26 protein-coding genes and 1 pseudogene are annotated in these 22,247 nt (G+C 64.7%); 24 read left to right on the forward strand and 3 right to left on the reverse strand.

What is annotated here, in order from left to right:
- The first annotated feature begins 102 nt into the window (after positions 1 to 102).
- The 18 genes from AB7F49_RS29830 (at position 103) to AB7F49_RS29915 (ending at position 16,011) form a co-directional block, all read left to right on the forward strand.
- Complete coding sequence (locus tag AB7F49_RS29830) at positions 103 to 591, forward strand: hypothetical protein (protein ID WP_428529231.1); 489 nt, start codon at positions 103 to 105, stop codon at positions 589 to 591.
- Between the two features lie 71 nt (positions 592 to 662).
- The gene (locus AB7F49_RS29835; RefSeq protein ID WP_428529233.1) at positions 663 to 884 is read left to right on the forward strand and encodes a hypothetical protein; all 222 of its coding nucleotides are present in this window, start codon (positions 663 to 665) and stop codon (positions 882 to 884) included.
- Complete coding sequence (locus tag AB7F49_RS29840; protein WP_428529235.1) at positions 868 to 3,048, forward strand: hypothetical protein; 2,181 nt, start codon at positions 868 to 870, stop codon at positions 3,046 to 3,048. Before AB7F49_RS29835 ends, AB7F49_RS29840 begins: the two co-directional genes overlap by 17 nt.
- A gap of 3 nt (positions 3,049 to 3,051) precedes the next feature.
- Positions 3,052 to 3,423: a hypothetical protein gene (locus tag AB7F49_RS29845; protein WP_428529236.1), complete on the forward strand. Its 372-nt coding sequence runs from the start codon at positions 3,052 to 3,054 to the stop codon at positions 3,421 to 3,423.
- 6 nt (positions 3,424 to 3,429) lie between these two features.
- Entirely contained in the window at positions 3,430 to 3,969 is a 540-nt protein-coding gene (locus AB7F49_RS29850; RefSeq protein WP_428529238.1) for a DUF1833 family protein, read from the forward strand.
- The gene (locus AB7F49_RS29855) at positions 3,966 to 4,394 is read left to right on the forward strand and encodes a hypothetical protein (RefSeq protein WP_428529240.1); all 429 of its coding nucleotides are present in this window, start codon (positions 3,966 to 3,968) and stop codon (positions 4,392 to 4,394) included. The genes AB7F49_RS29850 and AB7F49_RS29855 overlap by 4 nt, the downstream gene beginning before the upstream one ends.
- Positions 4,395 to 4,402: 8 nt before the next feature.
- Positions 4,403 to 9,127 carry a host specificity factor TipJ family phage tail protein gene (locus AB7F49_RS29860; protein WP_428529242.1) on the forward strand — a complete coding sequence of 1,575 codons (4,725 nt, stop codon included), beginning with the start codon at positions 4,403 to 4,405 and terminating at the stop codon, positions 9,125 to 9,127.
- Between the two features lie 8 nt (positions 9,128 to 9,135).
- Positions 9,136 to 9,339 (forward strand): hypothetical protein, encoded by a 204-nt coding sequence (locus AB7F49_RS29865; RefSeq protein WP_428529244.1) that lies wholly within the window; start codon positions 9,136 to 9,138, stop codon positions 9,337 to 9,339.
- Between the two features lie 11 nt (positions 9,340 to 9,350).
- A complete protein-coding gene (locus AB7F49_RS29870; protein ID WP_428529246.1) occupies positions 9,351 to 11,819 on the forward strand; it encodes a phage head spike fiber domain-containing protein in 2,469 nt (822 codons plus the stop codon).
- A complete protein-coding gene (locus tag AB7F49_RS29875; protein WP_428529248.1) occupies positions 11,816 to 12,463 on the forward strand; it encodes a hypothetical protein in 648 nt (215 codons plus the stop codon). Before AB7F49_RS29870 ends, AB7F49_RS29875 begins: the two co-directional genes overlap by 4 nt.
- Before the next feature lie 13 nt (positions 12,464 to 12,476).
- A complete protein-coding gene (locus tag AB7F49_RS29880) occupies positions 12,477 to 12,683 on the forward strand; it encodes a hypothetical protein (RefSeq protein ID WP_428529250.1) in 207 nt (68 codons plus the stop codon).
- Positions 12,684 to 12,749: 66 nt separating this feature from the next.
- Positions 12,750 to 13,139, forward strand: a complete 390-nt coding sequence (locus AB7F49_RS29885) for a hypothetical protein (protein ID WP_428529251.1) — start codon at positions 12,750 to 12,752, stop codon at positions 13,137 to 13,139.
- A gap of 5 nt (positions 13,140 to 13,144) precedes the next feature.
- Positions 13,145 to 13,429, forward strand: a complete 285-nt coding sequence (locus tag AB7F49_RS29890) for a DUF6527 family protein (protein WP_428529253.1) — start codon at positions 13,145 to 13,147, stop codon at positions 13,427 to 13,429.
- Positions 13,429 to 14,487, forward strand: coding sequence for a peptidoglycan-binding domain-containing protein (locus tag AB7F49_RS29895; RefSeq protein WP_428529255.1), 1,059 nt, complete (start codon positions 13,429 to 13,431; stop codon positions 14,485 to 14,487). Before AB7F49_RS29890 ends, AB7F49_RS29895 begins: the two co-directional genes overlap by 1 nt.
- Positions 14,484 to 14,900: a hypothetical protein gene (locus AB7F49_RS29900; RefSeq protein WP_428529257.1), complete on the forward strand. Its 417-nt coding sequence runs from the start codon at positions 14,484 to 14,486 to the stop codon at positions 14,898 to 14,900. Before AB7F49_RS29895 ends, AB7F49_RS29900 begins: the two co-directional genes overlap by 4 nt.
- Entirely contained in the window at positions 14,824 to 15,201 is a 378-nt protein-coding gene (locus AB7F49_RS29905) for a hypothetical protein (RefSeq protein WP_428529259.1), read from the forward strand. The genes AB7F49_RS29900 and AB7F49_RS29905 overlap by 77 nt, the downstream gene beginning before the upstream one ends.
- Positions 15,202 to 15,206: 5 nt before the next feature.
- Positions 15,207 to 15,629: a hypothetical protein gene (locus AB7F49_RS29910; RefSeq protein ID WP_428529261.1), complete on the forward strand. Its 423-nt coding sequence runs from the start codon at positions 15,207 to 15,209 to the stop codon at positions 15,627 to 15,629.
- On the forward strand, positions 15,607 to 16,011 hold the full coding sequence (locus tag AB7F49_RS29915) for a hypothetical protein (protein ID WP_428529263.1): 405 nt from the start codon (positions 15,607 to 15,609) through the stop codon (positions 16,009 to 16,011). Before AB7F49_RS29910 ends, AB7F49_RS29915 begins: the two co-directional genes overlap by 23 nt.
- 99 nt (positions 16,012 to 16,110) lie before the next feature.
- On the opposite strand, the pseudogene AB7F49_RS29920 reads toward AB7F49_RS29915, so the two are convergent.
- Both AB7F49_RS29920 and AB7F49_RS29925 read right to left on the reverse strand, forming a co-directional pair.
- Positions 16,111 to 16,314 (reverse strand): annotated as a pseudogene (locus AB7F49_RS29920) (transposase); the annotation flags it as partial.
- A gap of 40 nt (positions 16,315 to 16,354) precedes the next feature.
- Positions 16,355 to 17,947, reverse strand: coding sequence for a sulfatase-like hydrolase/transferase (locus AB7F49_RS29925; protein ID WP_428529265.1), 1,593 nt, complete (start codon positions 17,945 to 17,947; stop codon positions 16,355 to 16,357).
- Positions 17,948 to 18,029: 82 nt separating this feature from the next.
- On the opposite strand from AB7F49_RS29925, the gene AB7F49_RS29930 reads away from it, so the two are divergent.
- The 4 genes from AB7F49_RS29930 (at position 18,030) to AB7F49_RS29945 (ending at position 20,788) form a co-directional block, all read left to right on the forward strand.
- Positions 18,030 to 18,695, forward strand: coding sequence for a sulfotransferase family 2 domain-containing protein (locus tag AB7F49_RS29930; protein ID WP_428529267.1), 666 nt, complete (start codon positions 18,030 to 18,032; stop codon positions 18,693 to 18,695).
- A 14-nt stretch (positions 18,696 to 18,709) separates the two neighbouring features.
- Positions 18,710 to 18,895, forward strand: a complete 186-nt coding sequence (locus tag AB7F49_RS29935) for a hypothetical protein (protein WP_428529269.1) — start codon at positions 18,710 to 18,712, stop codon at positions 18,893 to 18,895.
- A 385-nt stretch (positions 18,896 to 19,280) separates the two neighbouring features.
- On the forward strand, positions 19,281 to 19,409 hold the full coding sequence (locus AB7F49_RS29940; RefSeq protein WP_428529271.1) for a hypothetical protein: 129 nt from the start codon (positions 19,281 to 19,283) through the stop codon (positions 19,407 to 19,409).
- Between the two features lie 140 nt (positions 19,410 to 19,549).
- A complete protein-coding gene (locus tag AB7F49_RS29945) occupies positions 19,550 to 20,788 on the forward strand; it encodes a flavin monoamine oxidase family protein (protein ID WP_428529273.1) in 1,239 nt (412 codons plus the stop codon).
- An 11-nt stretch (positions 20,789 to 20,799) separates the two neighbouring features.
- Here AB7F49_RS29945 and AB7F49_RS29950 read toward each other — a convergent pair whose 3' ends face one another.
- Entirely contained in the window at positions 20,800 to 21,270 is a 471-nt protein-coding gene (locus tag AB7F49_RS29950) for a YidB family protein (RefSeq protein ID WP_428529275.1), read from the reverse strand.
- Positions 21,271 to 21,488: 218 nt separating this feature from the next.
- On the opposite strand from AB7F49_RS29950, the gene AB7F49_RS29955 reads away from it, so the two are divergent.
- Positions 21,489 to 21,959 (forward strand): DoxX family protein, encoded by a 471-nt coding sequence (locus AB7F49_RS29955; protein WP_428529277.1) that lies wholly within the window; start codon positions 21,489 to 21,491, stop codon positions 21,957 to 21,959.
- Between the two features lies 1 nt (position 21,960).
- Positions 21,961 to 22,247, forward strand: a 287-nt coding sequence (locus AB7F49_RS29960) for a hypothetical protein (protein ID WP_428529279.1), incomplete at its 3' end; no start/stop codon positions are given.

Here is a 22,247-nt window from a genome sequence, read left to right on the forward strand (position 1 = left end):
CGCAATCGTCATCGGCGGCGATGTTTACCGCCGTGCTCAAGAACGCGCTGGCCGCGGCGTCCTATGCTTAGGCTTCGCAAGGGCCGGCCGGCCGTTCGGGAGGTGCCGCTCGGCGGCGGTGCCTCCATTCGCGTGCGGCCCGCGCAGCAGGCCGATGTCGACGAATGCTCGGCGCGCGCGCAACGCGACATGATGGGGCTGGTGTCCGGCAGTGAATCGGGCGCGCTGTTGTCTTCGATTTTCGGCGACGGTTTCAGCATCGAGGCGCTGAGCGATCCCGCCAGGGTATCGGCGGCGGCCGAGCGGCTCGCCGAAATGCACCTGGTGATGACCTGCAACGATGGCTGGTCCGGGATCGGCACCGAGGACGGCGCGCCGCTCGATGCGCCGTCGCCGGAATATGTGCTGCTGCTCATGAACGATCCGCGATGCCGCCGCGCCGTGATGGATGTCATCAACGCGGTCGTGCATGGGGAGTCCGAGGAAAAAAAAGAATCGCCCGCCTTGCGGCATGGCGGGGCGGGCGACCCGGCTATTGCGACCAGTGCCGAAGGCTCGGCGAGCCCTGTGCGGATGGGCGGCGTATCGTAAGTGATCTTTCGTCCGACATCGAACGCTGTCCGGAAATCGAGCATGCGCCGCATACAGCGGAGGGCCGTGCCGTGCTGGCGGTTCTCGACCGGCCGGGCGCATGGCGGTGGGCAGGCATGTCGGGTGTGCTGGCGGGGCTTGATCTGGCACAGGCCCTCGCATCGCTGCCGGCCGGCTGTGATCTCGATTTTGCGTGCCGGCTTCTGATCGAGGCCGAGGTTCATTTCGTCGCTGCCTGGTGGCAGGCGAACGCTCCCGAAAAAGAGGACAGGACCGATGGCAAGCCGCAATAGCGCCGGGGATGTGACCCTCCGATTCTCGGTCGAGAATGCCGAGGTCGTGCGCCAGGCGCTCGGGATGATCGGCAAGGATGGCGACAAGGCGCTGCGGCAATTCGATGCGTCGGCCAGGCCGGTGCCGCGCAATCTTGCGGTCCTGTCGGAAGCCATGGCGCAGGCGCGCATCCAGGGCATGGCGTGGTCGTCATCCATGGGTCCGGCTGGCGCCGTGCTGGCGGCGATCGGGCCGTCCGGCCTGGTTGCCGCCGCCGGCATCGGCGGCCTGATCCTGGCGCTGAAGGGCGGCATGGATGCGGCCGCGCGCTTTGCCGATGACCTGGTGAAGCTTCGCAATGCTGCGCAGACGCTCGATTTTTCCACCATGCAATTGCAGGCCCTGCAGGATGCCGGATCGGAATTCGCGGTCTCCGAAGACAAGATGCAGGCGGCGCTGCAGCGGCTGGTCGCGCAACTGGACGAGTTTCGCCGGGCGCAGGGACCGCTGTTCGAGTTTCTCGATCGCACCAGCCCGGCGCTGGCGCGGCAGATGCTGGCGGCGCAAAGCACGGCGCAGGCGATCGATCTGCTGTCAAAAGCCTATCAGGGCCTGACCGCGCAGCAGCAGGCGGCGCTGAGCCGCACCGCATTCGGCCGCACCGGCTTTGATGTCGGGCTGGTGATTCAGGGGCTGGCCGACAAGGGCGGAATGGAGGGTTTGGAGGCTGCGTTTCGCAAGTCCGGGGATGCGATCGAGACGCATGTTATCGACCGGTTGACGCGGTTGCGCACTGAGATTGCCGATATGGTCGGCGATGCCCGCAACAATTTTGCGATGCTGTTCAGTGAGCGCGCGCTGACGGCGCAGCACTGGATGACCGAAAAGCTGCTGGAGCTATCGCGCTGGGCGCGGGAGTTCAGTTTTTCGGATGATCTCAGGCGATGGCTCAACCTGGATGGTGGCGCGCCGTCGACGCGCCCGCGCGTGGTGGTCCGGTCGGGAGGTCCGTTGAATGCGCCGGAGTCAGGTGATGTCGGTCTCTGGGCTGCTGGCGGCACGAACGAGCCTGACAAGGTCAAGGTCAGTGCTGAGGCGCTCTACAATATTGAAAAGAAGCGCCTGGAGTTTCTCGGCAGTGCCATCATGCCGATGGAGACCTATCGGCTCAAGCAATTGGAACTGGCGGCGGCCAATGGCGGGCTTGGCGTTTCGGCCGATGTCGCGACACGCGCATTGGCGGCGCTGGCCCTGACCCAGGGGCAGGCCGCGGTGGCGGCGCGGCAGCGGCTGGGGCTTCTGTCCGAAGCGGAGGCGCTGGAGGTGGGGCTGGCGAAACTCCGCGCCGATGCCGCCAATGGCTACATTGTCGGCGAAGCGGAAATGGCGAAGGCCGAACAAAACCTGCGGCGCGAGGTCAGGGAAACGACCGAAGCGATGCGGGTGCAGATATCGCAATACCCGCAACTGACCCGCGCCATCATCGATGCCGCCGATCAGGCCCGGCAGACCGATGGACAGATCGTGCGCGGCATCGATGCGGTTTCCGACGGGCTGACCGATGCGGCGATGAAAACCCAGACGCTGGCGCAGGCCTTCACCGCCATGGCGTCATCGATCCTGCGCGACATGATCCGCATCCAGATTCGCAACACGCTGCTGGCCGGTGCTGGCGCGTTGATGGGCGGCAATTCGGTGTCGGCTGGCGGCGGTGTTATCGGTTCGCTGTTCGGCGGCGGCACCGGCTATCTGCACAATCCCGGCGGCTATTCCGGCGCGTTTCCGCGGCCGTTTGCGAAGGGCGGTGTGTTCACCAACAGCATTTTCGATCGACGGACGCTGTTTTCGTTTGCCGATGGCGGCCGCTTCGGGCTCGGCCAGATGGCCGAAGCCGGTCCCGAGGCGGTCATGCCGTTGCGCCGCGGCCCCGGCGGCCGGCTCGGCATCGATGCGAGCGGCATGGCATCGGGCGGCAATGTGCAGATCACCGTGATCAACCAGACCGGTACGCCGGCACAGGCAAGCGTACGCCGGCTGCCGTCGCGCCGCGGCGGCGGACAAAACTATCAGGTGATCCTGAAAGAAGCCGTGCGCGACGTGTTGCGCGAAGACCTTCGTGGCAACGGCGATATCGCCCGCGACATGGCCGATCGCTTCGGCCTTGATCCGACGCGGGGCATGTGAGCGATGACGCTGCCTGTCTGGCCGGAAGACGTGCCCTATCGGGTACGGCGCGGCGATTGGGCAATGCCCGAGGCCTATGCGCTGCCGGAAGAAACCCAGATGGAGGGCAACAATATCCGCGCGCGCGCGCGCCCCGGCTCGAATGTCGCCGTCATCGAGCAGACGCTGCGACTGACCCCGGCCGAGCATGACGATTTCTTCGCCTGGTTGCGCGAGGACCTGACCTTCGGCACCAGCCGTTTCACCGCGCAGGTATGGCTCGGCACCGCCTATGCGGAAAAGACCTGCCAGTTCGTGTCGCCGCATCCGGTGCCTTCGGCCGACCGGTCGCTGAAAATTCCGGTGCGCATGCGCATCCGCGTCTATGGCGTTTGACCGCGCATGACCGATCCGTGGAATGCGGCCTGGGAAGAGGCCAATGCGTCGGTGCCGCCCGATGTGCTGCTGTATCTTACGCTCGAATTGCAGCATCCCGAGTTCGTCGACGATGAAGATGCGCCGCTGGCGATCCGTTGCGTGACCGATGTCTATGATGATGTTGACCTGACAATCGAGGACGGTGCGGTGATGAATGGCGGCGAGACCGTCACCTTCAGGGCGATCCCGTTCTCGGCAGACATGCCCGAGGTCGCGGAAAAGCGCGTTCCGGAATGCGCGATCACGGTCGACAATGTCGCGCGCGAACTGATCCCGCATCTGGAGGCCGCGGTCGAGGCGCAGGCCGACCTGATCTGCATCTATCGCGAATATCGTTCCGATGACGTGAGCGAACCCTGTTTCGGCCCGGTGCAATTCGTGATGCGCAATGTCGAGGTGACCGGCACCCGCGTGCGCGGCATGGCCGGCATCGACGATCTTTCCAACAGCAAGTTTCCGCGGCGCGTCTATGCCGTCGATGCCTTCGCGGCGCTGCAGCCATGACCGATCGCGCCGCCATTCTCAACGCCGTGCTCGGCAAGCCGTGGGCGGCCGGCGCCCGTGGTCCGGAGGCGTTCGATTGCTGGCATCTGGCCGTGCATGTGCAACTGGTGCTGGCGGGCCGGGTGCTGCCGCAGGTCGTGATGCCGGCGCAGCCGTCCTGGGCCTGGATGATCGATGCGATCGAGCGTCATCCCGAGCGCGCGCGCTGGCGCCTGGTGTCGCCCGATCCGATGGGGCTCATTCGTGCCGGCGACCTGGCGCTGGCCTTGATGGCGCGTGTCGACCGGCCGGCCCATGTCGGCATCCATCTGAAGCGCGAGCGCGCGATCCTGCATTGCGACCAGGCCTATGGCGTCGTTGCCGATGGCGTCGCCGACCTGCGCCGCAAGGGCTGGACCCGTTTGCGCTTTTACGAGCCGCTCTGACTGAAATCATGAACGCGCCGAACCGTCTGTTCATCGCGGCGCCGCACCGGGCGGCGGCGCGTCCGCATGCGCGCCGCCGCGCATCGGATGCCGCGCGCCTGGCGGTCCGCCATCTGGTGATGCCGGGCCACGAGATTGCCCGCATCGAGGCCGGAGAAGGCGAGCGCATCGGCGATATCCTGCTTCGCGCCGGTTGGGCAGAGCGGCGCAGGATCGGCGCGCGCCGTGCCTGGAGCTTCCGGCTGCCGACCATCTGTGTGGTCAATGGGGCGCCGCTGTTGCAGCGGCACTGGACGCGAAGGCGGCTGCGGCCGGGTGACGAGGTGGTGTTCGTGTCGCGGCCGCTCGGCGGGGCGTTGCGCGGCTCCAGTGGCAAGGCGGTGATGGGCATCGTCGCCACCATCGCGCTTGCGGCGTTTGCGCCCTATGCCGCTGGCGCGATCGCCGGCGCCTTCGGCGCCGCCACCGCGCCGGCATGGCTCACGTCTGCCGTCCTGCTTGGCGGGTCGCTGCTGATCGCGGGTCTGACGGTGCCGAAGCCCGGCGCGCAGAATGCGCCGGATGCGACGGCCGGCCAGGTGCAGCAATTCTACAATGTGCAGGCGCAGGGCAATGCCGCGCGGCTCGGCCAGCCGATCCCGGTGCGCTATGGCCGGCTGAAAATCCTGCCGGATTGGGCAGCCTTGCCGTGGTCGGAATATGCCGGCAAGGATCAATATCTCAACGTGCTGCTGTCGCGCGGCGAGGGGCGCTATCACGTCCATCAATTGCTGACCGATGATACCGTCATCTGGGATGAGACGGCCGGGCTCAATGCCGCCTTCGAGGACGTGACGTTCCAGCATTGCGATCCCGGCGATCCGGTGACGCTGTTTCCGGTCAATGTCGCGACCGCGATCGAGGTCAACGGCCAGTCGCTGCCCAATCCCAATGACGGCAATGACGGCTGGATCGGCGGCTTTGTCGTCAACGCCGCGGGCACAGAGACCAATCGCATCGCCTGCGATTTCGTGCTGCCGTCCGGCCTGTTCCGGGTCGACGAGGACGGCAACATGTTCAACCAGGACGTGGCCGTCGAGATCGAGGGCCGCCGCGTCGACGATGCCGGCGCGCCGCTCACCTCCTATGCGGTGCTGCGCACCAAGACCTTCGAGGCCAAGAAGCGTTCGCCGCTGCGCTTTACCGAGTCCGTCGACGTGACCGCGGGGCGCTGGCAAATCCGGGTGCGTCGCACCGATGGGCCGCATAACGGCCCGCTGCAATATGACGAGATCGTCTGGCAGGGCTTGCGCGCCTTCATTCTCGGCGCCGGCAATGTGTTCGATATTTCGGTTACGGCGTTGCGCATCAAGGCGACCGCCTTCACCGCGCAAAGCGCGCGCCGCTTCGGCATCGTGCAGACCCGCATTCTGCCGGTCTGGAATGCCGTCGAGGAGGAATGGCAACAGGTCGCGACCCGCAATCCGTTCTGGGCCGCCTATGACATGGCGACCAACGCGCTCTATGGCGCGCGGCGGCCGCTGTCGAAGATCGATTTCCAGGCGCTGGTCGATCACGCCGCGGCCGCCGCCGATCGCGGCGACTGTTTCGATTACGATTGTTCGGCCGCGGTTGCGCTGCCGGACGCGCTCGATACCGCGTTGCGGGTATCGCGCGCGCGGCACCGATGGTCCGGCGATGTGCTGACCTTCGTGCGCGACGAATGGCGCGAGGTGCCGCGCATGCTGCTGACCGATCGCGAGATCGTGCGCGACTCGGTGCAGATCAAGTATGTGCTCAATGCCGAGGATGGCGCCGATGCGGTGATCGTCGAATATGTCGACGAGAACACCTGGCAGCCGGCCGACATTCAATATCCGCCGAATTCGGAAAGCTTCACTGCGCAGCGACCGTCGCGCATCCAGATTCCGGGCATCTGCAAGCGCGACAAGGCGCAGGACGAGGCGGCGTTCTACTGGTTGAGCAACGTCTACCGGCGGCGGCACCTGCGGCTTGCGACCGAACGCGACGGCCGCATGCTGGGCTTCGGCGACACCGTGCGGGTGCAGACCGGTCTGCCGGAGGCGTGGGGGGCATCGGGCGCGATCCTTTTTGCCGATGGCCTGGTGCTGACCGCCGATCGCGCCATGCCATGGGCCGCGTCCGGTCAGCACTACATTGCGTTCCGCACCAGGACCGGCCGGCAATTCGGCCCGGTCCAGTGCCAGAGCGCCGATGCGGAAGACCTGGCGCTGATCGAACTGGACGAGACCGATCTCGCGCTGGTCGAAGCGCAGGCCGGCATGGCGCTTGCGGAGGCGCTGGGGCGCGCCGATGGCGCCGAGGACCCCTCGTTTGATTTCGGCGTGGGCGACAACCGCGCGCGGACCTGCCAGGTGGTGTCCGGCACGCCGCGCGGCAACCGCGTGGAACTGGCGCTGATCGTCAATGACGAGCGCTGCTATCCCGACGATCTATCCGCGCCGCCGGCGCTTCCGGCCGGGCCGTCGCTCAAGGATGCGATCGCGCCGCAGGTCACCGGGCTTTATGCGCGGTTCGGCCAGGGCGTTGCCGAGCCGCTGCTGTCGGCGTCCTGGACGCCGGCGCCCGGTGCATTCTTCTATGTCGCGCAGGTCTCCTATGACGGTGGCATCAATTACGAGCACGCCTATGAGGGCACCGATGCGTCCTTTGCGGTGACCGTCGATCGCGCCGCGCTCCGGCTTCGCGTCCAGGCGGTCGGATTGCGCCGCGGCGCATGGGCGGTCGTCGATCTGGAGGCGCCGGAAATCATGGTGGCGCCCGGCGCGGTGGGGCTGCCGTCTTTCGAGCCCGGTGCGCGCGACCTCATCACGGCGCACTACCTGGCCGAGATCGACCGGCTCAAGGATCGTGCGCATCAGCTTGCGTCCCTGATCGGCAAGCAGGCCGAAGTCAATTGGGCCGACAAGCAGGAGCAGCGCCGCCAGCTCATCATCACCAACGGCAAGCTGACCGCCGAGATCGAAGAAGTCTGGACCGTTGCGGTGTCCAACGAGGCGGCTTTGGCCAGCCTCACCACCACGGTCACCGCACATACCGAGACGCTGGACGATCACGGCGAGACGCTCGATACGCACGATGCGGCGATCGCGACCAACGCCACAGCGCTTGCCACGCAGGGCGATGCCATCGCCTCCCTGACGACTACGGTTTCCGCGCATACGACGTCGATCGGTGCGCTGGAAAGCGACGTATCCGGCCTTGAGACTGATCTGACCGCGCTCAATGGTGTGGTTACCGATAACACGGCAGATATCTCGACCAACGCGACTGCGATCACGACCCTCGATACGGCGCTCGGCACCCTGACGACCACGGTGTCGGCGCATACAACGGCGATCGCGGGTGCCGAAGGCGATATCGACGATCTGGAGTCCGACCTCTCGGCGCTCGATGGTGTGGTCGCGGACAACACCGCCGACATCACCACGAACGGCACGGCGATCACCACGCTGGATACCGCGCTCGGTTCGCTCACCACCACGGTCTCCGCGCACACGACCGCGATCGATGCGATCGAAGATGACGTGGCGGACAACGCCGCGGATATCGTCACCAACGCGGACGCGATCTCGACCGTATCGGGGGCGCTGGCCAGCCTCACAACAACGGTCTCTGCGCAGTCGACCGCGATCGCCAATATCGAGGATGACGTCGACGACCTCGGCGACGAAATCGACACGGTCGCGGCTTCGGTCACGACCGAAGCGACCGCGCGCGCCGATGGCGATACCGCGCTGGCGTCTTCTATTTCATCGCTGTCGTCGACCGTGGGCGGCCACACCGCGACGCTCACGACCCATGCCGCATCGATCGACGGGATGGAGGCCGCCTATACGCTGAAGCTTACCGTCGATGACTACGTGTCCGGCTTCACTTCGGTGAACGACGGCGACGTAGCTGATTTCATCTTCGTGGCGGACAATCTCAAGGCCGCCGCGCCTGGCAGCGTTTCGCCAAAGACCTTTCTGGAGGTGGGATCGAATGCGGCCGGCGCAACGACGCTGGTTCTGAAAGCGGATTCCATCAAGGTCGATTCGGTGGATGTGAACAACGTCAAGGAAGGCGCCGTCATCGGCATTGCCACCTATTACGCCGCGAGCCTCGACAATCTCGATACCAACAGCGCGGTCGGGTTTGCGACCATCGTCTCGAAGACCGGGAAACTCGATATCAACTACGATTCCTATCACGAGGCCGACGATTCCAACGCCGGCGGCGGCGGCAATGAGTTCGAGCTCGAATTGTGGATCAACGGCCCCTGCACCATCTCGCAGGCGTCGCCGGCGGTCATCACCTATCCCAAGCACGGACTCGTCGCCGATCAGAAGATCGGCTTCACCACGTCCGGTGCGCTGCCGACCGGGCTGTCGGCCTGGCCGACCAAGTATTGGGTGAAGGATGTCCTGGGTGTCGACACCTTCACGGTGTCGGCCACGGCCGGCGGCGCCGCGATCAATACCAGCGGTGCCGGCAGCGGCAATCATTTCGCGCGGGCGCGCTACGGCGAACCGAAAAAGCGCGTGGTCAACCACAACACCAACGACTATCGCGGCGACGTCACCTTTTCGCGGTTCCACCAGGTGTCGCCCGGCGTCTCGCACCAGGTCGCGATCTTTGTCGGCGGCACGACATTCTCCGGCTCCGGCAAGAACCACGAGGCGTTCGAGGTCTATCTCAAGGTGCTTGAACACAAGCATTACGTGGCATGAGGATCGCAATGAAGGATTACGTGACCTTTGATCCGGTGGCGCGAAAGGTGCTCGGCACCGGGATTTGTCAGGACGATGCGGTGGCGCTGCAGGTCATCGAGCCGGGCCATGTCGCGCGCGAACTGGTGCGGCCGTTGCGGCCGCAGGACCTGACGATCGACGAGGCCGGCGTGGTGCGCGACGCCACAGGCGCGCGTGCGACGGTCGAATGAGGTCATAGATCATGCCGCTTCCGGTTCCGACCTCACTCGCCGAACTCATCTATCAGACCGGCACCATCACGCTCACCAATGGCTTGGCGGCCTTCACCGGGTCCGGCACCACATGGCTGGGCTCGGCCGATGCGCCGGTGATCCGGCCGGGCGACTGGCTGGTGATCGCGGGTTTCCCCGCGATCCCGATCGACGAAATCACCGGCAATGGCGCAGGCGACCTGGTGCACGCCTGGCCGCACGCCTCGCAGGCGGGCGTCCCCTACATCATCATCAAGTCCAGCTTCTATCGCGTTGCCGGCTATGACTTCGCGGTGGCGATCACCCGCGCGGTGCAGTCGCTGGCCGCGGCCTCGATCGTGCACTGGTTCGAGACCGCACCGCCCGATCCGAATGTCGGCGAGCTCGGTCAATATGGCATCGTCGCGGCGGATGGCGCGATCGACCTCTATTACAAGGAAGACGCCACGACGTGGGTGGCCGCCACGCAAAATCTCGGCACCCGGCTGACCGGCGGCATTCCCTTCAATTTCCTGACCACCACCACGGACGCCGATCAGGCTGCTGGTTCGGTGTGGCTCAACCACGCGTCCTTCATGAGCGCGTCAAAGCTGTTCGTCGACAACGCTGCGATCGGCGGCGGGGCCGTTACCGCATGGCTGGACACCTTCGACGATGGCGGGAGCTCCGGTAATCGAGGGCACGTCAAGATCGTCAACGCTGCCGACGAGTCGAACTGGATGTTCGCGAAGGTCACAGGTTCTATAGTCGACAAGACCGGCTATCGCGAAATCCCGATCACACCGCAATTCATTGTCGGCAGCGCGTTTGCCAACGGTACCGCGGCCGAACTGTTCTTTCAGCCGAAGGGCGACACCGGATCGGCGTCGTCATCGGCCGATGTCGCATGGACCGGAGATATCTCCCCGTCGTCTCTGTCCGCGGATCAGAACGACTACAACCCCTCGGGCCTGAGTGGCGCGGCCGTGATCCGGCATGCCGCGTCCGCCGAGGTGGCGATCACCGGACTGCAAGGTGGCGCCGACGGCAGGTTGATGGTGCACGCCAACGTCTCGGCTCATGTTCTCAAGAAGCCCGCGCTTCGCCTGTCGTCGTCGGCCGCCAATCGCTTCGCCGGGTCCGATATCGAGATTGACCCCGGCATGGCCGGACTCGATATCTATGACGGGACGTCCAATCTGTGGCGGCCCTTCGCGCCGCGTCTCAAGCCGCTGCATCTTCACTCGCACCCGTTCACCATCCCGCACCAGCCAGTGGTCTATGGTGACTGGTCGCGTTTCCCATGGATGGACCCTTATTGGTCTTTCACGAATGCCTCGGGGAACCGCACCTTCTATGACCGAAACGGCGTAATGCGCTATGCGCCAGCAGGCGTGCTGCGCTTCGACACCGATTGGGCGACCGGATATCGAGGGGTCAGGACCGAGGGAAGCAAACAAAACCTGCTCCTGCGGTCCAACGAATTTGACAATGCCTATTGGACAAAGACCGGTATTACGCCGACAGCCGATGGGGCGACCGGGCCGGATGAGACGGTCACGGCCGATGTTCTCACGGAAGATGGCGGCAATTCGGTGCATGGCATTGACCGCGCGGTTTCGGTCACGGCGGGAAGCTCCTATACAGGCTCCATCCATGTGGAGCGGCTTGTTGGCACGCGATGGTTTGTCATCCAGCACGCTGGGGCCTCCGGTAGCGCGATTGCCTACTTCGATCCGGCAACCGGAGCGGTTGGCTTTGTAGGTACGACGGGCGCCTACACCAATGCCACTGCCGGTGTTAGGCCGCTGCCGGACGGCAGATGGCGATTTTGGCTTCGGTGCACCATTGTTACCGACACCACTGTTTTCGTTCGCTACCGATATGCGCAGGCTGACGCTGGCTCCACGACCTATACAGGCGACGGCGCGTCCGCAATGGCGTGGTTCGGCGCGCAATTCGAACTCGGCGCGCTGACGTCTTACATTCCAACCACGACCGCGACCGTGACGCGTGCGGCCGATATTTTTCAACGGTCGAATGCGGACGGTGCGCTGAGCCTGAGCAAGTACACGCTGCTTGCCGAAGGTATGGTGGATCACTTCGACGCGACCGTTGTCCTCGCATCACTCGGCACGAACGACCTGACAGACCGTGCGTCTCTCTACATATCGTCGCTCGCCGTGCCTGGGATTTTCGTCAGTGATGGCGGCGTCACGCAAGCCAACTTCGCCTTGAACGCATATACGCCGTCAACAATGATCCGAATGGCGATGGCGCAGAGGTTGAACAGTGTTCGTGGCGCCGCGAACGGCACCCTTCAAGGGACGCCGGACCCGTCGAACACCGTGCCGACCATCTTCCCGCTCACGATCGGTGCGACCAGCACTGCCGGTGGCACCGGGTCGTTGCTGATCAAGCGTGTCGCGCTCTGGCCACGCGACCTTCCTGACACACAATTCGCGGCGGTGACGGCATGAGCCTGCATCCTTCCTTCGTTCCGTTCGTGGTCGACAAGCCGCGGGCCGACTGGCCGTGTTTCAGCGACCCCGATTCGCCGCTTCTCAAGGTGCTGTGCTTTGCGGATGAAGCTGAAATGGGAACGGTGTTCGCATCGGCGGGCATCGTGGCGCCCGCGGGTGACACACTAGAAGGTGAAGAGTCGTTGCAGGCACGTTTTTCGTGGCCGGGCATCGGCGACGTCGAGGTCATCGGACCCGCCGTGGATACCGAAGCCGAACTGCAGGTCATTGACGACGAAGTGCAGGAAGTCACCCCGGCGACCTTCCTCCCCGGCTGGTACGTCAACGTGCTGGTACCGGAGCCGCAGCCCGAGCCGGCCGCGCCGGCAACCTTGACGCCCGAGCAATTCCAGCGCGCGATCGAGCGCCATGTGGATTCGGTAGCGGCGCAGCGCGGCTATTCCAGCGCCGTATCGCTGGCGAGCTATGTCGCGAGTTCGGTCCCTCAATGGGCTGCGGAGGCGGAAGTCTTCGTCGCCTGGCGCGACGCGGTGTGGGTCTATGCGCTCGCCGAACTCGCCAAGGTGATGGCGGCCGAGCGTTCCGCGCCGGAGACGGCAGAGGCCTTCATCACCGAATTGCCGTCCATCGCATGGCCCTAAAGGAGAACCCATCATGTCCAACACCGGAAAAGACGCGCTCATTGCCGCGCTGAAAACCCAGATCGCGACGCACGGCGTGGCGATCGCGGATTACGAACGGCGCCTCAGGGACAAGGACCGCCGGCACGAGCGCGAGGTGTCGCGCCTCAACGATCAGATCGCGGCCCTGACCGCGCAGGTCGCCGAACTGCAGGCGGCACAGCCGGTAGCGGGCGACTAGGCCGTCTTGCCCGGCGCGCCTTGGCGCGCTTTTCCTTTTCCTTCCACACAACAAAGGGTCACAACCATGCTGCGCCCTGTCGCGGCCGCGCTCCTGCTGTGCGCGGCGTTGCTTGCCGCCTTGCCTGCCATCATCGGCGATCGCCCCTGGGGCGAGGCGTTCTCCGCATCGCTCGGCCCGCGGCCGGCCGCCTGGTGCGGCTGGGAAATGCGCCGGATCACCGGCCGTCTCGATCCGGCGCTCAATCGCGCGCTGGCGTGGCTTCGCTTTCCGCGCGCGGCACCGGCGCCGGGGCGCATCGTGGTCTGGAATTGGGGCCGCGGCCGCGGCCATGTGGGGCGCATCGTCAGGGTCACCGGCCGGTGTACGGCGCTGGTCTATTCCGGCAATGACGGCGGCCGTGCCCGCACCCGCGAACACAATATCTGCAATGCCGTCGCCATCGTGCGGGTGTGAGCGCCATGGTCCAAGCCACACCTGTCAATGATATCGATGCGCCTGGCGTGCCGCCGGGCGCCTTCGAATTCTATTCATCGGGCGGCCGCTTTCCTGGCGGCATGTTCTATCTTTGCCCGTGCGGATGCGGGCGCCTTGGGGCGCTTACTTTCAAGCCGGCGCCGTCGCCGTCCTGGCATTTCGACGGCAACCGCGCGCGTCCGACGCTGTCGCCATCCGTCCATCATATCATCGAGGGTCACACGCATTGGCATGGCCATCTGCGTGCCGGCCGATGGGAATCGTGCTGATGCATACGCTGTCCACTCTTGTGTCTGACGACACGCTCAACCGCATCGTGCAGATCGAAAGCGGCGGCGATCCGGACGCGAAGGCCGCGACCTCGAGCGCGACCGGACTCGGACAGTTCCTCAACGCCACCTGGCTTGCATGCGTGCGGCGGCATGAGCCGGAATTGATGGCGGGGCGCAACCGCGCGCAGGTCCTCGCACTGCGCAAGGCCCCGGCGATCGCGCTGCGCATGCTGGCGCGCCACACCGAGGACAATCTGGGGGTGATGGGGCGGGCCGCCGCTGATGGCGATCTGTATCTGGCGCATTTTCTCGGCGCCGGCACCGCGCGTGCGCTGTTGCGGGCGGCGCCGCAGACGCCGGTGGCGCAGGTGGTGCGCCCGGCGGCGATCAAGGCAAACCGTTCGATCCTGTCGGGGAGGACCTGCGGCCAGGTGCGGGCCTGGGCGGCGCGCAAGATGGCGGCGCCGCCGGCGCGGGACTGGATCGCGCTGTATGCGCGTCCTGCGATCGCGGCGGTGCCTGATCCCCGTCCCGATCCCCGTCTCGACATGATCCAGCGCCGGCTCAAGGCGCTGGGCTATCACGAAGTCGGGTTTGTCGACGGCCGTCCCGGCTCGCGCATGGCGGCGGCGATCGCGGCCTTCAAGGTCGATCGCGGTTTGCAGGGCGATCCGGTTGCCGATGCCGCCCTGGTCGCGGCGATCGATGCCGCGGAGGCCGAGGGCTTCGTGCGGCCGATCGCGGCCGCGCGCAAAGGCGTCACCGAAAGACGGGTCGCGGCCGAGGTGGCGCCGGTCGCCGAATCGCGCTGGTCGCGCTTCCTGGCCAAGCTCGGCATCGGCGGCGCCGGCGGGGCGATCGGCTTCGAATGGATATCGGAGAAGGTCGAAGGCGTGCGCGAGCTTGCAGAGCCGGTGCTTCGCATCGCCGCGAAAATGCCCTGGCAGCTCTGGGTCGCGGGCTTCGCGATCGTGCTGCTGCTGATCTGGAAAAGCCAGCGCAAGGCCGTCACCGAGGGGGTCAGGCTGGTGCGTGACGGGAGGCTGATGTCATGATCCGCGGGTTTGTCGCCACGCTGTGGTCGGCTGCGATCGGGCACAAGGTCGCCATCGCTTTCTATGCCGGCCTGGTCGCCTGTATCGCGATCGGCGCCACCGGTCTTTATCAATGGGGCCGCGCGGTCGCCGAAGGCGAATGCAAGGCGGCCGCCAAGCAGGCCGAGATCGACGCGCTGATCCTCGATCGCGATGCCGCCAATGACCGCGCCGATCGCGCGGGGCGCATCGTCGCCGCGCTCAACGAGCGCCGCTATGTCACCGAGCAGGAAATCGCCCGCCTGCAGCGCGATCTCGAACGCGCCAAGCTGCAATCCACGCAACCCGGAGCCAAACATGATCCGTCCGCGCTTCTTGACGACCAGTGCCATTATACTGATCGCGGCCTGCAGCAGCGCCGGCTGCGCCGGTGATGCGGCGATCCGGTCGCCGCTGTCGCGCGATCCCGGTCCGGCGCCGGCCTATCTGACGCCGGAACAGGTGGCGTCGCCGGCGGCGCGCCATCCGGCGGTCGATGCCGCGCGCCATGATGCCGGCCGCCGTATCGCCAATGCCAAGATCGAGTGCGGCCGCGAGGATTGGGAGCGGATGCGCGCGGCGATGGTGAAGGGCGAGGCGCTGCCGGCATCCGCCGACCTTTCCTGCGCCAAAGCCGATGCGCTGCGGACCACCCGCTCGAAGCCCGCTCCGAAGCGCCGCTGGTTCGGAGGCTGACCGTCATGCGCGAATTCCTGCGGCTGCATTGCCGCGACCGGTTTTTCGAATGGGTGATGACGCTCGCGATGCTGGCGCTGGCGCTGCATCTCACGGTCTGGCCGCAGGCGATCGCGGCGTCGGCGTTCCGCTATCTGCTTCTGGTATTCACGCCCGCGCAGATCGCGCTGCTGTTCTTTGCGGCGGGCGCGGCGCGCGCGGCTGCGCTCGTTCTCAACGGCCGCTGGCGGTGGGGCGCCCATTGCCGCGCCGGAAGTGCCTTTCTCGCGATGATGTTGTGGGCGCAGATGGACCTGGCGCTGGTGATGCTGATTCCGAAGGCTGGCACGCCGCCGTCGCCGGGCATCCCGGTCTATTTCGCGCTCGCCTTCGGCGAACTGGTGTCCTGCTATCGGGTGCTGGCGCATGCTCGATATCAAGGCGCTTGAGGCGTTTCCGGTGCTCCAATTCGCGGTCGCCGTGGTGCTGGCGGCGGCCGGCATTTTCGCGATCTATCGCGGCACCCGCGATGGCCGCAAGGCACCGTCTTCGCCGGACCCGACGCTGGTTTTCATGGATGGCCCGATCGGGGAGGGCATCAAGGCGCTGCATCGCATCGGCATGGCGCTGGAACATGCGCCGATCCTGCAGACCGAAATGCGCGAACGGCTGGACGAGATCGGGGCGCGGGTCAGCGACGGCAAGCGTGCCTTGTTCGAGCGCATCGAAGAGACCGAGCGGCGGGAGGAGGCCGCCCGCCGCGACCTCGACAGCCGGCTGCGGGCGGTGGAACAGGAATGCGCCCGGCTCGGCGCGCGGCGCGGGCGTTAACTCGCCAGCCGGATCGTAAAGAGGGGGTAGTGCGGGCAACGCTCCCCCGCTACCAAATCCTAAAATGTCCAGCCCGGACACATAAGTAACGGATCGTACCTAAGACATGCGTGACAACCTCGTGCCGAACGGGTTGGCGATGGGCTGCAAGGTTTTCTGCTCCAGGTCGAAATATCCGAGATCGTAGCGCATGAAGCTTGCGAGCCAAATGCCGTCGTCAACCTCCCTGATTCCAAGGCGCTGACCGGCCAGCACGGTCGAGACGTTGATTTTCTTGCGGTGCAGGCAGATGCGGCCGCAGGACATCCGTCCAGGCCAGCGCGTGGCCGCAATTCCGTAGATCTTATTCCTGCAGTCTCTCACTTGCCGTTGCAGGCCAGTCGGCGAAATAGTTTGACGGGTCCTCGGTGATGATTGCCGGCTTGTAGATCGTCACGTCGGCTCCGACCAGTTTGCCCTCGTCGAGCAGGAATTGACTGGGTGTGGCCCCGGCAGCCAACTGCAGTGGGTATTTCGCACGCAACTCGGCCTGACGCCTGGCGACGGGTCCGTTGATGCGATCATAATCGAGCGCGTGCTTCTGGAGTTCGGCTAGAAGTGAGGGCGGTGCGGTGTCGATCAGGTTCTCGCTTTCATACAAGTCCGTGGAGAGATCGAACAACAGGCCGTCGTGGTCACGGAAGGCGACATATTTCCAATTGCCCAATCGGATCGACCGGAACTCGCTCCCCGGGCCCCACCTGACGTTAAGATGGTCGCAGAAAATCGGCCGGTCCGGCACCTCGGCGCTTCCGACGATTGCCGGGGAGAGGTCGATGCCCGTGACCGGCGACAACGGTGTGCCGCCGCCGAGCGCCGCAAGAGTGGGCGCAAGATCGACCAACGAGACCGCCGTGGCGATGTTGCGACGCGGCTGTTGGCTGCGACGCTGCTCGGGTGTCGAAACCAGCAACGGCACGCGGCAGCAGCCCTCGTACCAGCCGCTTTTCCACCATGTCCCCAGTTCTCCCGCCATCTCGCCGTGATCGCTCGCGTACACGATGATCGTGTTATCCAGGAGATCGCTGGCCTCCAAGCGGGCCAGCATGTCACCGATAATCTCATCGAGATAGCTGATGCAGGCAAAATAGCCGGCACGTCCATTCATCATCTCGTCATAGTCAATGCGGCCGGTTTCGAAGCCCTGCCGAATGAGCCTGCTGACAGGATGATCGTAGGAAGCGCCGCTCTTGGGGACAAACGGTTCGGTAATGTTGGTCGCCCGAAACCTGTCAGCAAAGCGGGGCGGGGCTGTCATCGGAAAGTGTGGCCGGCTGAAGGATGCACAGAGAAACCAAGGTCTTTCCGACCCGCTGGCCTTGTAATTGCGCAGGAAGGCAACCGATTCCTCTGCGACCATCCGGTCACAGATCAGGGATTCGGGAATGCGGGTTCGCCCCGCCTTCGCTGTCCTCTCTGCAAGATTGTCAGATATGCCATAAGAATTGGCCTTGTGCATCGCAGGGCTTCCTGCGGCGGAAGGCCAGGCGCGGTCCTCCCACTGGTGGATTCCACTCCCTACGAGATCGCCGTACGGCCGATGTTGAAAACCGTGGAATTGATTTGAGCCCCTGAAGTGCATTTTGCCGACCAGTGCGGTCTCATAACCAGCGCGCGCAAGCATTTTCGGCATGGTGTCAAGCGCAGGGTCGAGCACCGATCCATTGTCGATGGCGCCACATTCCTGCGCTTCAAGACCGGTCATCAGGCACATCCGCGATGGAACGCACAATGGCACCGCGCAATAGGTTTGCTCGAACACCGTCGCCTGGCTCGCCAATTTGTCAAACGTTGGCGTAAGGACCCGCTCGCCCCCTTTCTCGCGCGGCAGATAATTTGCAAACCGAAAGCTGTGCTCATCGCTGAGCAGGAACAGAATATTCCGCTCTTGGTGCACGCAGAATTTCTCCTCAGGTCGCTCGCGGAGTGAACGTGGCCGCTCGATAGCTTGTCAGAGTGGGGTCACGGTTGTAAAGTTCGTGCGTTTTCCCGATGGTGGAGCTAAAATTGGCAATCGGGCTGAAATGATATCAATCCAAAACAAATTTATCTTTCTTCACATCCCCAAGACCGGAGGCAACTCCCTTCAGGAGGCATTCCTTCCGTTTTCTGACGACAAGAAAATACTGGGTGAGCACCGCGACGGCGTGGATCGATATGAGTTAAAGGGACCGATCACGCCCTTCAAGCATGCGAAGCTGTCCGACTATAAGAGGTTGATGGGCGATACCTCGGGTTTGTCGATCATCGTCAGCGTGCGCCACCCAGTGGCACGTGCTGTATCGTTCTACTTTTCACCCCATCGATGGATGCGACAGCAGCCCGATGGGTCATGGCTGCTCACCGAAGCGACCTGGGATCGCGAGGAATTCCTAGCCCTCCTGCCGCGAATTGATTCCATGGCGAGCTTCCTGATGGAAGATGGGCGGTTTCGGAAGCCAGACCACATGATCAGATTTGAGAGCCTCCTGTCGGACTACAGAAAAATCATCGATAACTTCAACTTTCCAGCTCCGGTTGATCTTCACGTTCGCAACCAGTCATTGCGAGATGGCGATGCCAAGCGTTCGGCAGTTGCCGACCCTGTTGTGGCCGAGGCCGTACGCCGTCATCACGCCGACGATATCAAGTTTTTTGGTTACTGAACGAAGCGCTGCGCATGGCTGATTGCGCCAAGCAGATCGCAATGGCTCGAGCAACGCAGCCCCGCCGCCCAAATCCTAAAAAAATCGCGAACCATTTCATCGGCGCTCAGCGCCGGGCTTTTGCGGCAGGCGAACAGCATACCGCCACTTCGGCCGTTGGCCGCAATATCGGCCGCATCGCACTGATCTGTCGTGCCTGAGGCGCCTCTCTGACGAATCTCTCGAGCGAGCGAAGCGCATCGCGGACGATCTCACGCGGCGTCGGGGTTTCGATTGTGTTCATGACACGTCACAACTCTCCGCAGCGAGTGTTGTCGCGTTATGTCCGAAGAATTTGCAGAACACAAATAATCAAGCGTTATCGCCTGTAGCGCGCGGTTCTGGCACCCGCCGCGGCAGCATGTGGCGCGATGATCTGCAGCCGCGAGTAATCTGCAACCGGCGCGAGCCCTCAGGTTCCGTCCGGCGCGTGAACGGAATCACACTGCCGTGAGACGCGAAACATGTCGCTGCCTTGAACCGAAACTGGTCCTGAAGCGACAGACCGGCCAGAAGCCAAAAATTCACCTATTCAGGGGACCGATCATGACCCGCACCACCGCTTTCCAATCCGCATCGTTCGCGGCGATCGTCGCCGGCGCGTTCCTCGTTCGCAATGCGGTTGCGATGATCGGGCTTGCGTCGGTGACGCTATTTGCTCTGTTCAGCGTGTGAGTTGTTTCCAACGTCCCACAGGCCGGAGCGTCCGGTGTGGCGCGAGCCTGCATTCCCGCACCTTTTCCGCTCGCTTCCGCCGCGATGATCTGCGATTGCCATTTGGCTGAACCACAACAGCCAAAGGCGCGAACTCACCGATGTCCCATGACGTGATTGTTGTCGGTGCCGGCGCCGCCGGCATCGCTGCGGCCCGCACGCTGCGTGATGCGGGAAGGCGTGTCACGGTGCTGGAAGCGCGTCCGCGGCTTGGAGGTCGTGCGTTCACGGCGGCCAAGGCCGGTTTTCCGCTCGATCTGGGATGCGGATGGCTGCATTCGGCGGATCGCAATCCCTGGACCGCGTTTGCGCGCGATCTTGGGCTCACGATCGACCGGACCCCGCCGCCCTGGACTCGACCCTCCGTGCCAGTCGGATTTTCGCTCGCTGATCAGAAAGCGTTCCGCGCGGCGCTCGACACGTTCTACGAACGCGTGGCGGAAGTCGCAGAAACGGGCGAGGACGTTCCGGCCTCCGAATGCCTTCCTCCCGGTGGTCGCTGGAACGGCTTGATCGGCACGGTCGCGACCTTCATCGCCGGTGCTGAATGGGACAAGGTGTCGGCGATCGACCTGCATCGCTATGCCGATACCGGCGTCAACTGGCGCGTCGCGGAAGGCTACGGGCATCTCGTCGCGCAAAGCGCGGCCGGCCTCGACATCGTGCTCGGTTGTCCGGTGCGCCGCATCGATCACAGCGGTCGGCTGTTGCGCCTTGACACCGACCGTGGCGCGATCACCGCGGACGCCGTCATCGTCACGATCCCAACCGCGCTGATCGCGCGCGAAGCGATGGTCTTCGCGCCGACGTTGCCCGACAAGATTGCTGCGGCGGCAGCTTTGCCGCTGGGTTTCGATGACAAGCTGTTCCTGTCGCTTGCGGGAGCGGATGAATTCGACAAGGACAGCCGGCTGTTCGGCCGCACCGACAGGACGGGGACCGGCGCCTATCACCTGCGTCCGTTCGGCCGCCCGCTGATTGAATGCTATTTCGGCGGCAGTTTGGCCGAGCAGCTCGAACCCGGCGGGGCGGAGTCGTTCTTCGATTTTGCGAAAGGCGAACTCGTCAGCCTGCTGGGCAGCGACTTCGCTTCGCGGATCGCACCCATCGCACATCATTCATGGGGCACCGATCCGTTCGCGGGCGGCGCCTATTCCTACGCGAAGCCCGGCGGTGCCGATTGCCGGGATGTGCTGGCGGCACCGGTGGAGGGGAGGCTGTTCTTTGCTGGCGAGGCCTGCTCGACGGACGACTTCTCGACCGCGCATGGTGCGTACCGGACCGGAGTGGCGGCCGCCGGCGCATTGCTCGCAGGCGGCCGCTCCGAAATCGCCGGTTGACGTCGGCGCGGCTACGCGATCCGTCCCTGCGGAGTATATTGATCGACGGCCTGCGGCAGCGTCCGCGACAGGCGGTCCAGCAATTCCTGCTCGCTCAGGCCGGTCGCGCGCGACAGCGAGTTCAGAACATCCGGGCCCAGTGCGGTTTTCAGATCGGTGGGGGCGACGTCCTTGTTCGGGCCGGTGCCGACCCAGGAATCGACCTTGTCCTTCTGTCCGGCCTGATTGAACTTGTCCATCAACTCGCCAAGGCCGCCATTGAGAAGGCCTCCGACGCTGGTGCCGGCCAAAAGGCCGCCGAGCCCGCCCGGCAACGCCGCGCCCGTGCCCGGCGATGCGCCCTGGCTCGCGTCGCCCTGGTTCGTGCTGCCCTTGGTCAGATTGCCGAGCATTTCCGAAATCTTGTCGCGGTTCTGATAGCCTGCGATTGCGAGCAGACCGAGCAGGGCCGTCATCGAGGGAAATGCGCTGTCGCGTGCCATCTGTCAGACTCCGTTTTGGTGGGTGAGGCCGCAAAGCCACGGCTAGGCATAATGCGCCTCAACCGGCCGATCAACCGGAGGTTCCATGCCGCTCATGACAATGTGAAGTCGCCGCCGCGTCACAATACCGTCGCCCGCCGCGGTCCGGAGGCGTGCGCGAGATTGACCCGAATTCGTTTCCCCATCACGCTGGGTTCGTCCCGCCCGACGCAAGCTCCATGCATGATGCTGCTCCGCTGATCATCCCGCATTTGGCAGGCTTTTACGCCATTGCCGGTCCGCTCGCGGAAGCCTTGCTTCGCGTGGTCGTCGGCCTGTCGCTCGTGCCACACGGCCTGCGCATGGCGATGGGTTTCTTCCCGAATTCTGGCGGACCGGTCAGTAACGTGCGGGACTTTGCGGTGCTGCTGGACAATGGCGGCTACCGGCCGGGCAAGCTCTGGGCCTGGGTCATCGTTGCAACCGAGCTTCTGGGCGGACCGATGCTGGCACTTGGATTGTTCACGCGCCCGGTGGCAATCCCGATCGTGATCCTGCTGGCGCTGAGCATCTGGGAGCACCGCCGCGGGTTTTTCTGGAATCAGGCCGGATTCGAATATCCGCTGTTGTGGACGGCTGCCGCGCTGTACTTTCTTGCCAATGGGGCCGGGCCATATTCTCTCGATGCATGGATCGGGAAGGTGTTCTGAAATGATGCAGTGGCCTGGGATCGATGCGAACCGCACCGTCGCGGCATCGCTCGCGAAGGCGAGACGGATGGCGTCCGCATGCGTGGCGCTGGCGCTGCTTGCGCCGGCCGTTACCCGGGCCGCCGAGCTGGGCGAGTGCGGAGAACTGAACCGCATCGAAAATCTGGTCGATCCGGTCAAGTCATATGCCGATGGACGGATCCGGCTGGCGCATGTCAGCACCGGCGGCGAGCCGGTTTGCTGTTCGTCGCACCTGCTTGTTCTGATCGATGCCGAAGACCGTTCGCA

The organism is Pseudorhodoplanes sp. (assembly GCF_050250235.1).
Classification (GTDB): Bacteria; Pseudomonadota; Alphaproteobacteria; order Rhizobiales; family Xanthobacteraceae; genus Pseudorhodoplanes.

Coding starts and splice junctions, on each gene's coding strand:
- AB7F49_RS29840 (WP_428529235.1), top strand. CDS start 868: ATGGCAAGCCGCAATAGCGCCGGGGATGTGACCCTCCGATTCTCGGTC.
- AB7F49_RS29845 (WP_428529236.1), top strand. CDS start 3,052: ATGACGCTGCCTGTCTGGCCGGAAGACGTGCCCTATCGGGTACGGCGC.
- AB7F49_RS29850 (WP_428529238.1), top strand. CDS start 3,430: ATGACCGATCCGTGGAATGCGGCCTGGGAAGAGGCCAATGCGTCGGTG.
- AB7F49_RS29855 (WP_428529240.1), top strand. CDS start 3,966: ATGACCGATCGCGCCGCCATTCTCAACGCCGTGCTCGGCAAGCCGTGG.
- AB7F49_RS29860 (WP_428529242.1), top strand. CDS start 4,403: ATGAACGCGCCGAACCGTCTGTTCATCGCGGCGCCGCACCGGGCGGCG.
- AB7F49_RS29865 (WP_428529244.1), top strand. CDS start 9,136: ATGAAGGATTACGTGACCTTTGATCCGGTGGCGCGAAAGGTGCTCGGC.
- AB7F49_RS29870 (WP_428529246.1), top strand. CDS start 9,351: ATGCCGCTTCCGGTTCCGACCTCACTCGCCGAACTCATCTATCAGACC.
- AB7F49_RS29875 (WP_428529248.1), top strand. CDS start 11,816: ATGAGCCTGCATCCTTCCTTCGTTCCGTTCGTGGTCGACAAGCCGCGG.
- AB7F49_RS29880 (WP_428529250.1), top strand. CDS start 12,477: ATGTCCAACACCGGAAAAGACGCGCTCATTGCCGCGCTGAAAACCCAG.
- AB7F49_RS29885 (WP_428529251.1), top strand. CDS start 12,750: ATGCTGCGCCCTGTCGCGGCCGCGCTCCTGCTGTGCGCGGCGTTGCTT.
- AB7F49_RS29890 (WP_428529253.1), top strand. CDS start 13,145: ATGGTCCAAGCCACACCTGTCAATGATATCGATGCGCCTGGCGTGCCG.
- AB7F49_RS29895 (WP_428529255.1), top strand. CDS start 13,429: ATGCATACGCTGTCCACTCTTGTGTCTGACGACACGCTCAACCGCATC.
- AB7F49_RS29900 (WP_428529257.1), top strand. CDS start 14,484: ATGATCCGCGGGTTTGTCGCCACGCTGTGGTCGGCTGCGATCGGGCAC.
- AB7F49_RS29905 (WP_428529259.1), top strand. CDS start 14,824: ATGATCCGTCCGCGCTTCTTGACGACCAGTGCCATTATACTGATCGCG.
- AB7F49_RS29910 (WP_428529261.1), top strand. CDS start 15,207: ATGCGCGAATTCCTGCGGCTGCATTGCCGCGACCGGTTTTTCGAATGG.
- AB7F49_RS29915 (WP_428529263.1), top strand. CDS start 15,607: ATGCTCGATATCAAGGCGCTTGAGGCGTTTCCGGTGCTCCAATTCGCG.
- AB7F49_RS29935 (WP_428529269.1), top strand. CDS start 18,710: ATGGCTGATTGCGCCAAGCAGATCGCAATGGCTCGAGCAACGCAGCCC.
- AB7F49_RS29940 (WP_428529271.1), top strand. CDS start 19,281: ATGACCCGCACCACCGCTTTCCAATCCGCATCGTTCGCGGCGATCGTC.
- AB7F49_RS29945 (WP_428529273.1), top strand. CDS start 19,550: ATGTCCCATGACGTGATTGTTGTCGGTGCCGGCGCCGCCGGCATCGCT.
- AB7F49_RS29950 (WP_428529275.1), bottom strand. CDS start 21,270: ATGGCACGCGACAGCGCATTTCCCTCGATGACGGCCCTGCTCGGTCTG.
- AB7F49_RS29955 (WP_428529277.1), top strand. CDS start 21,489: ATGCATGATGCTGCTCCGCTGATCATCCCGCATTTGGCAGGCTTTTAC.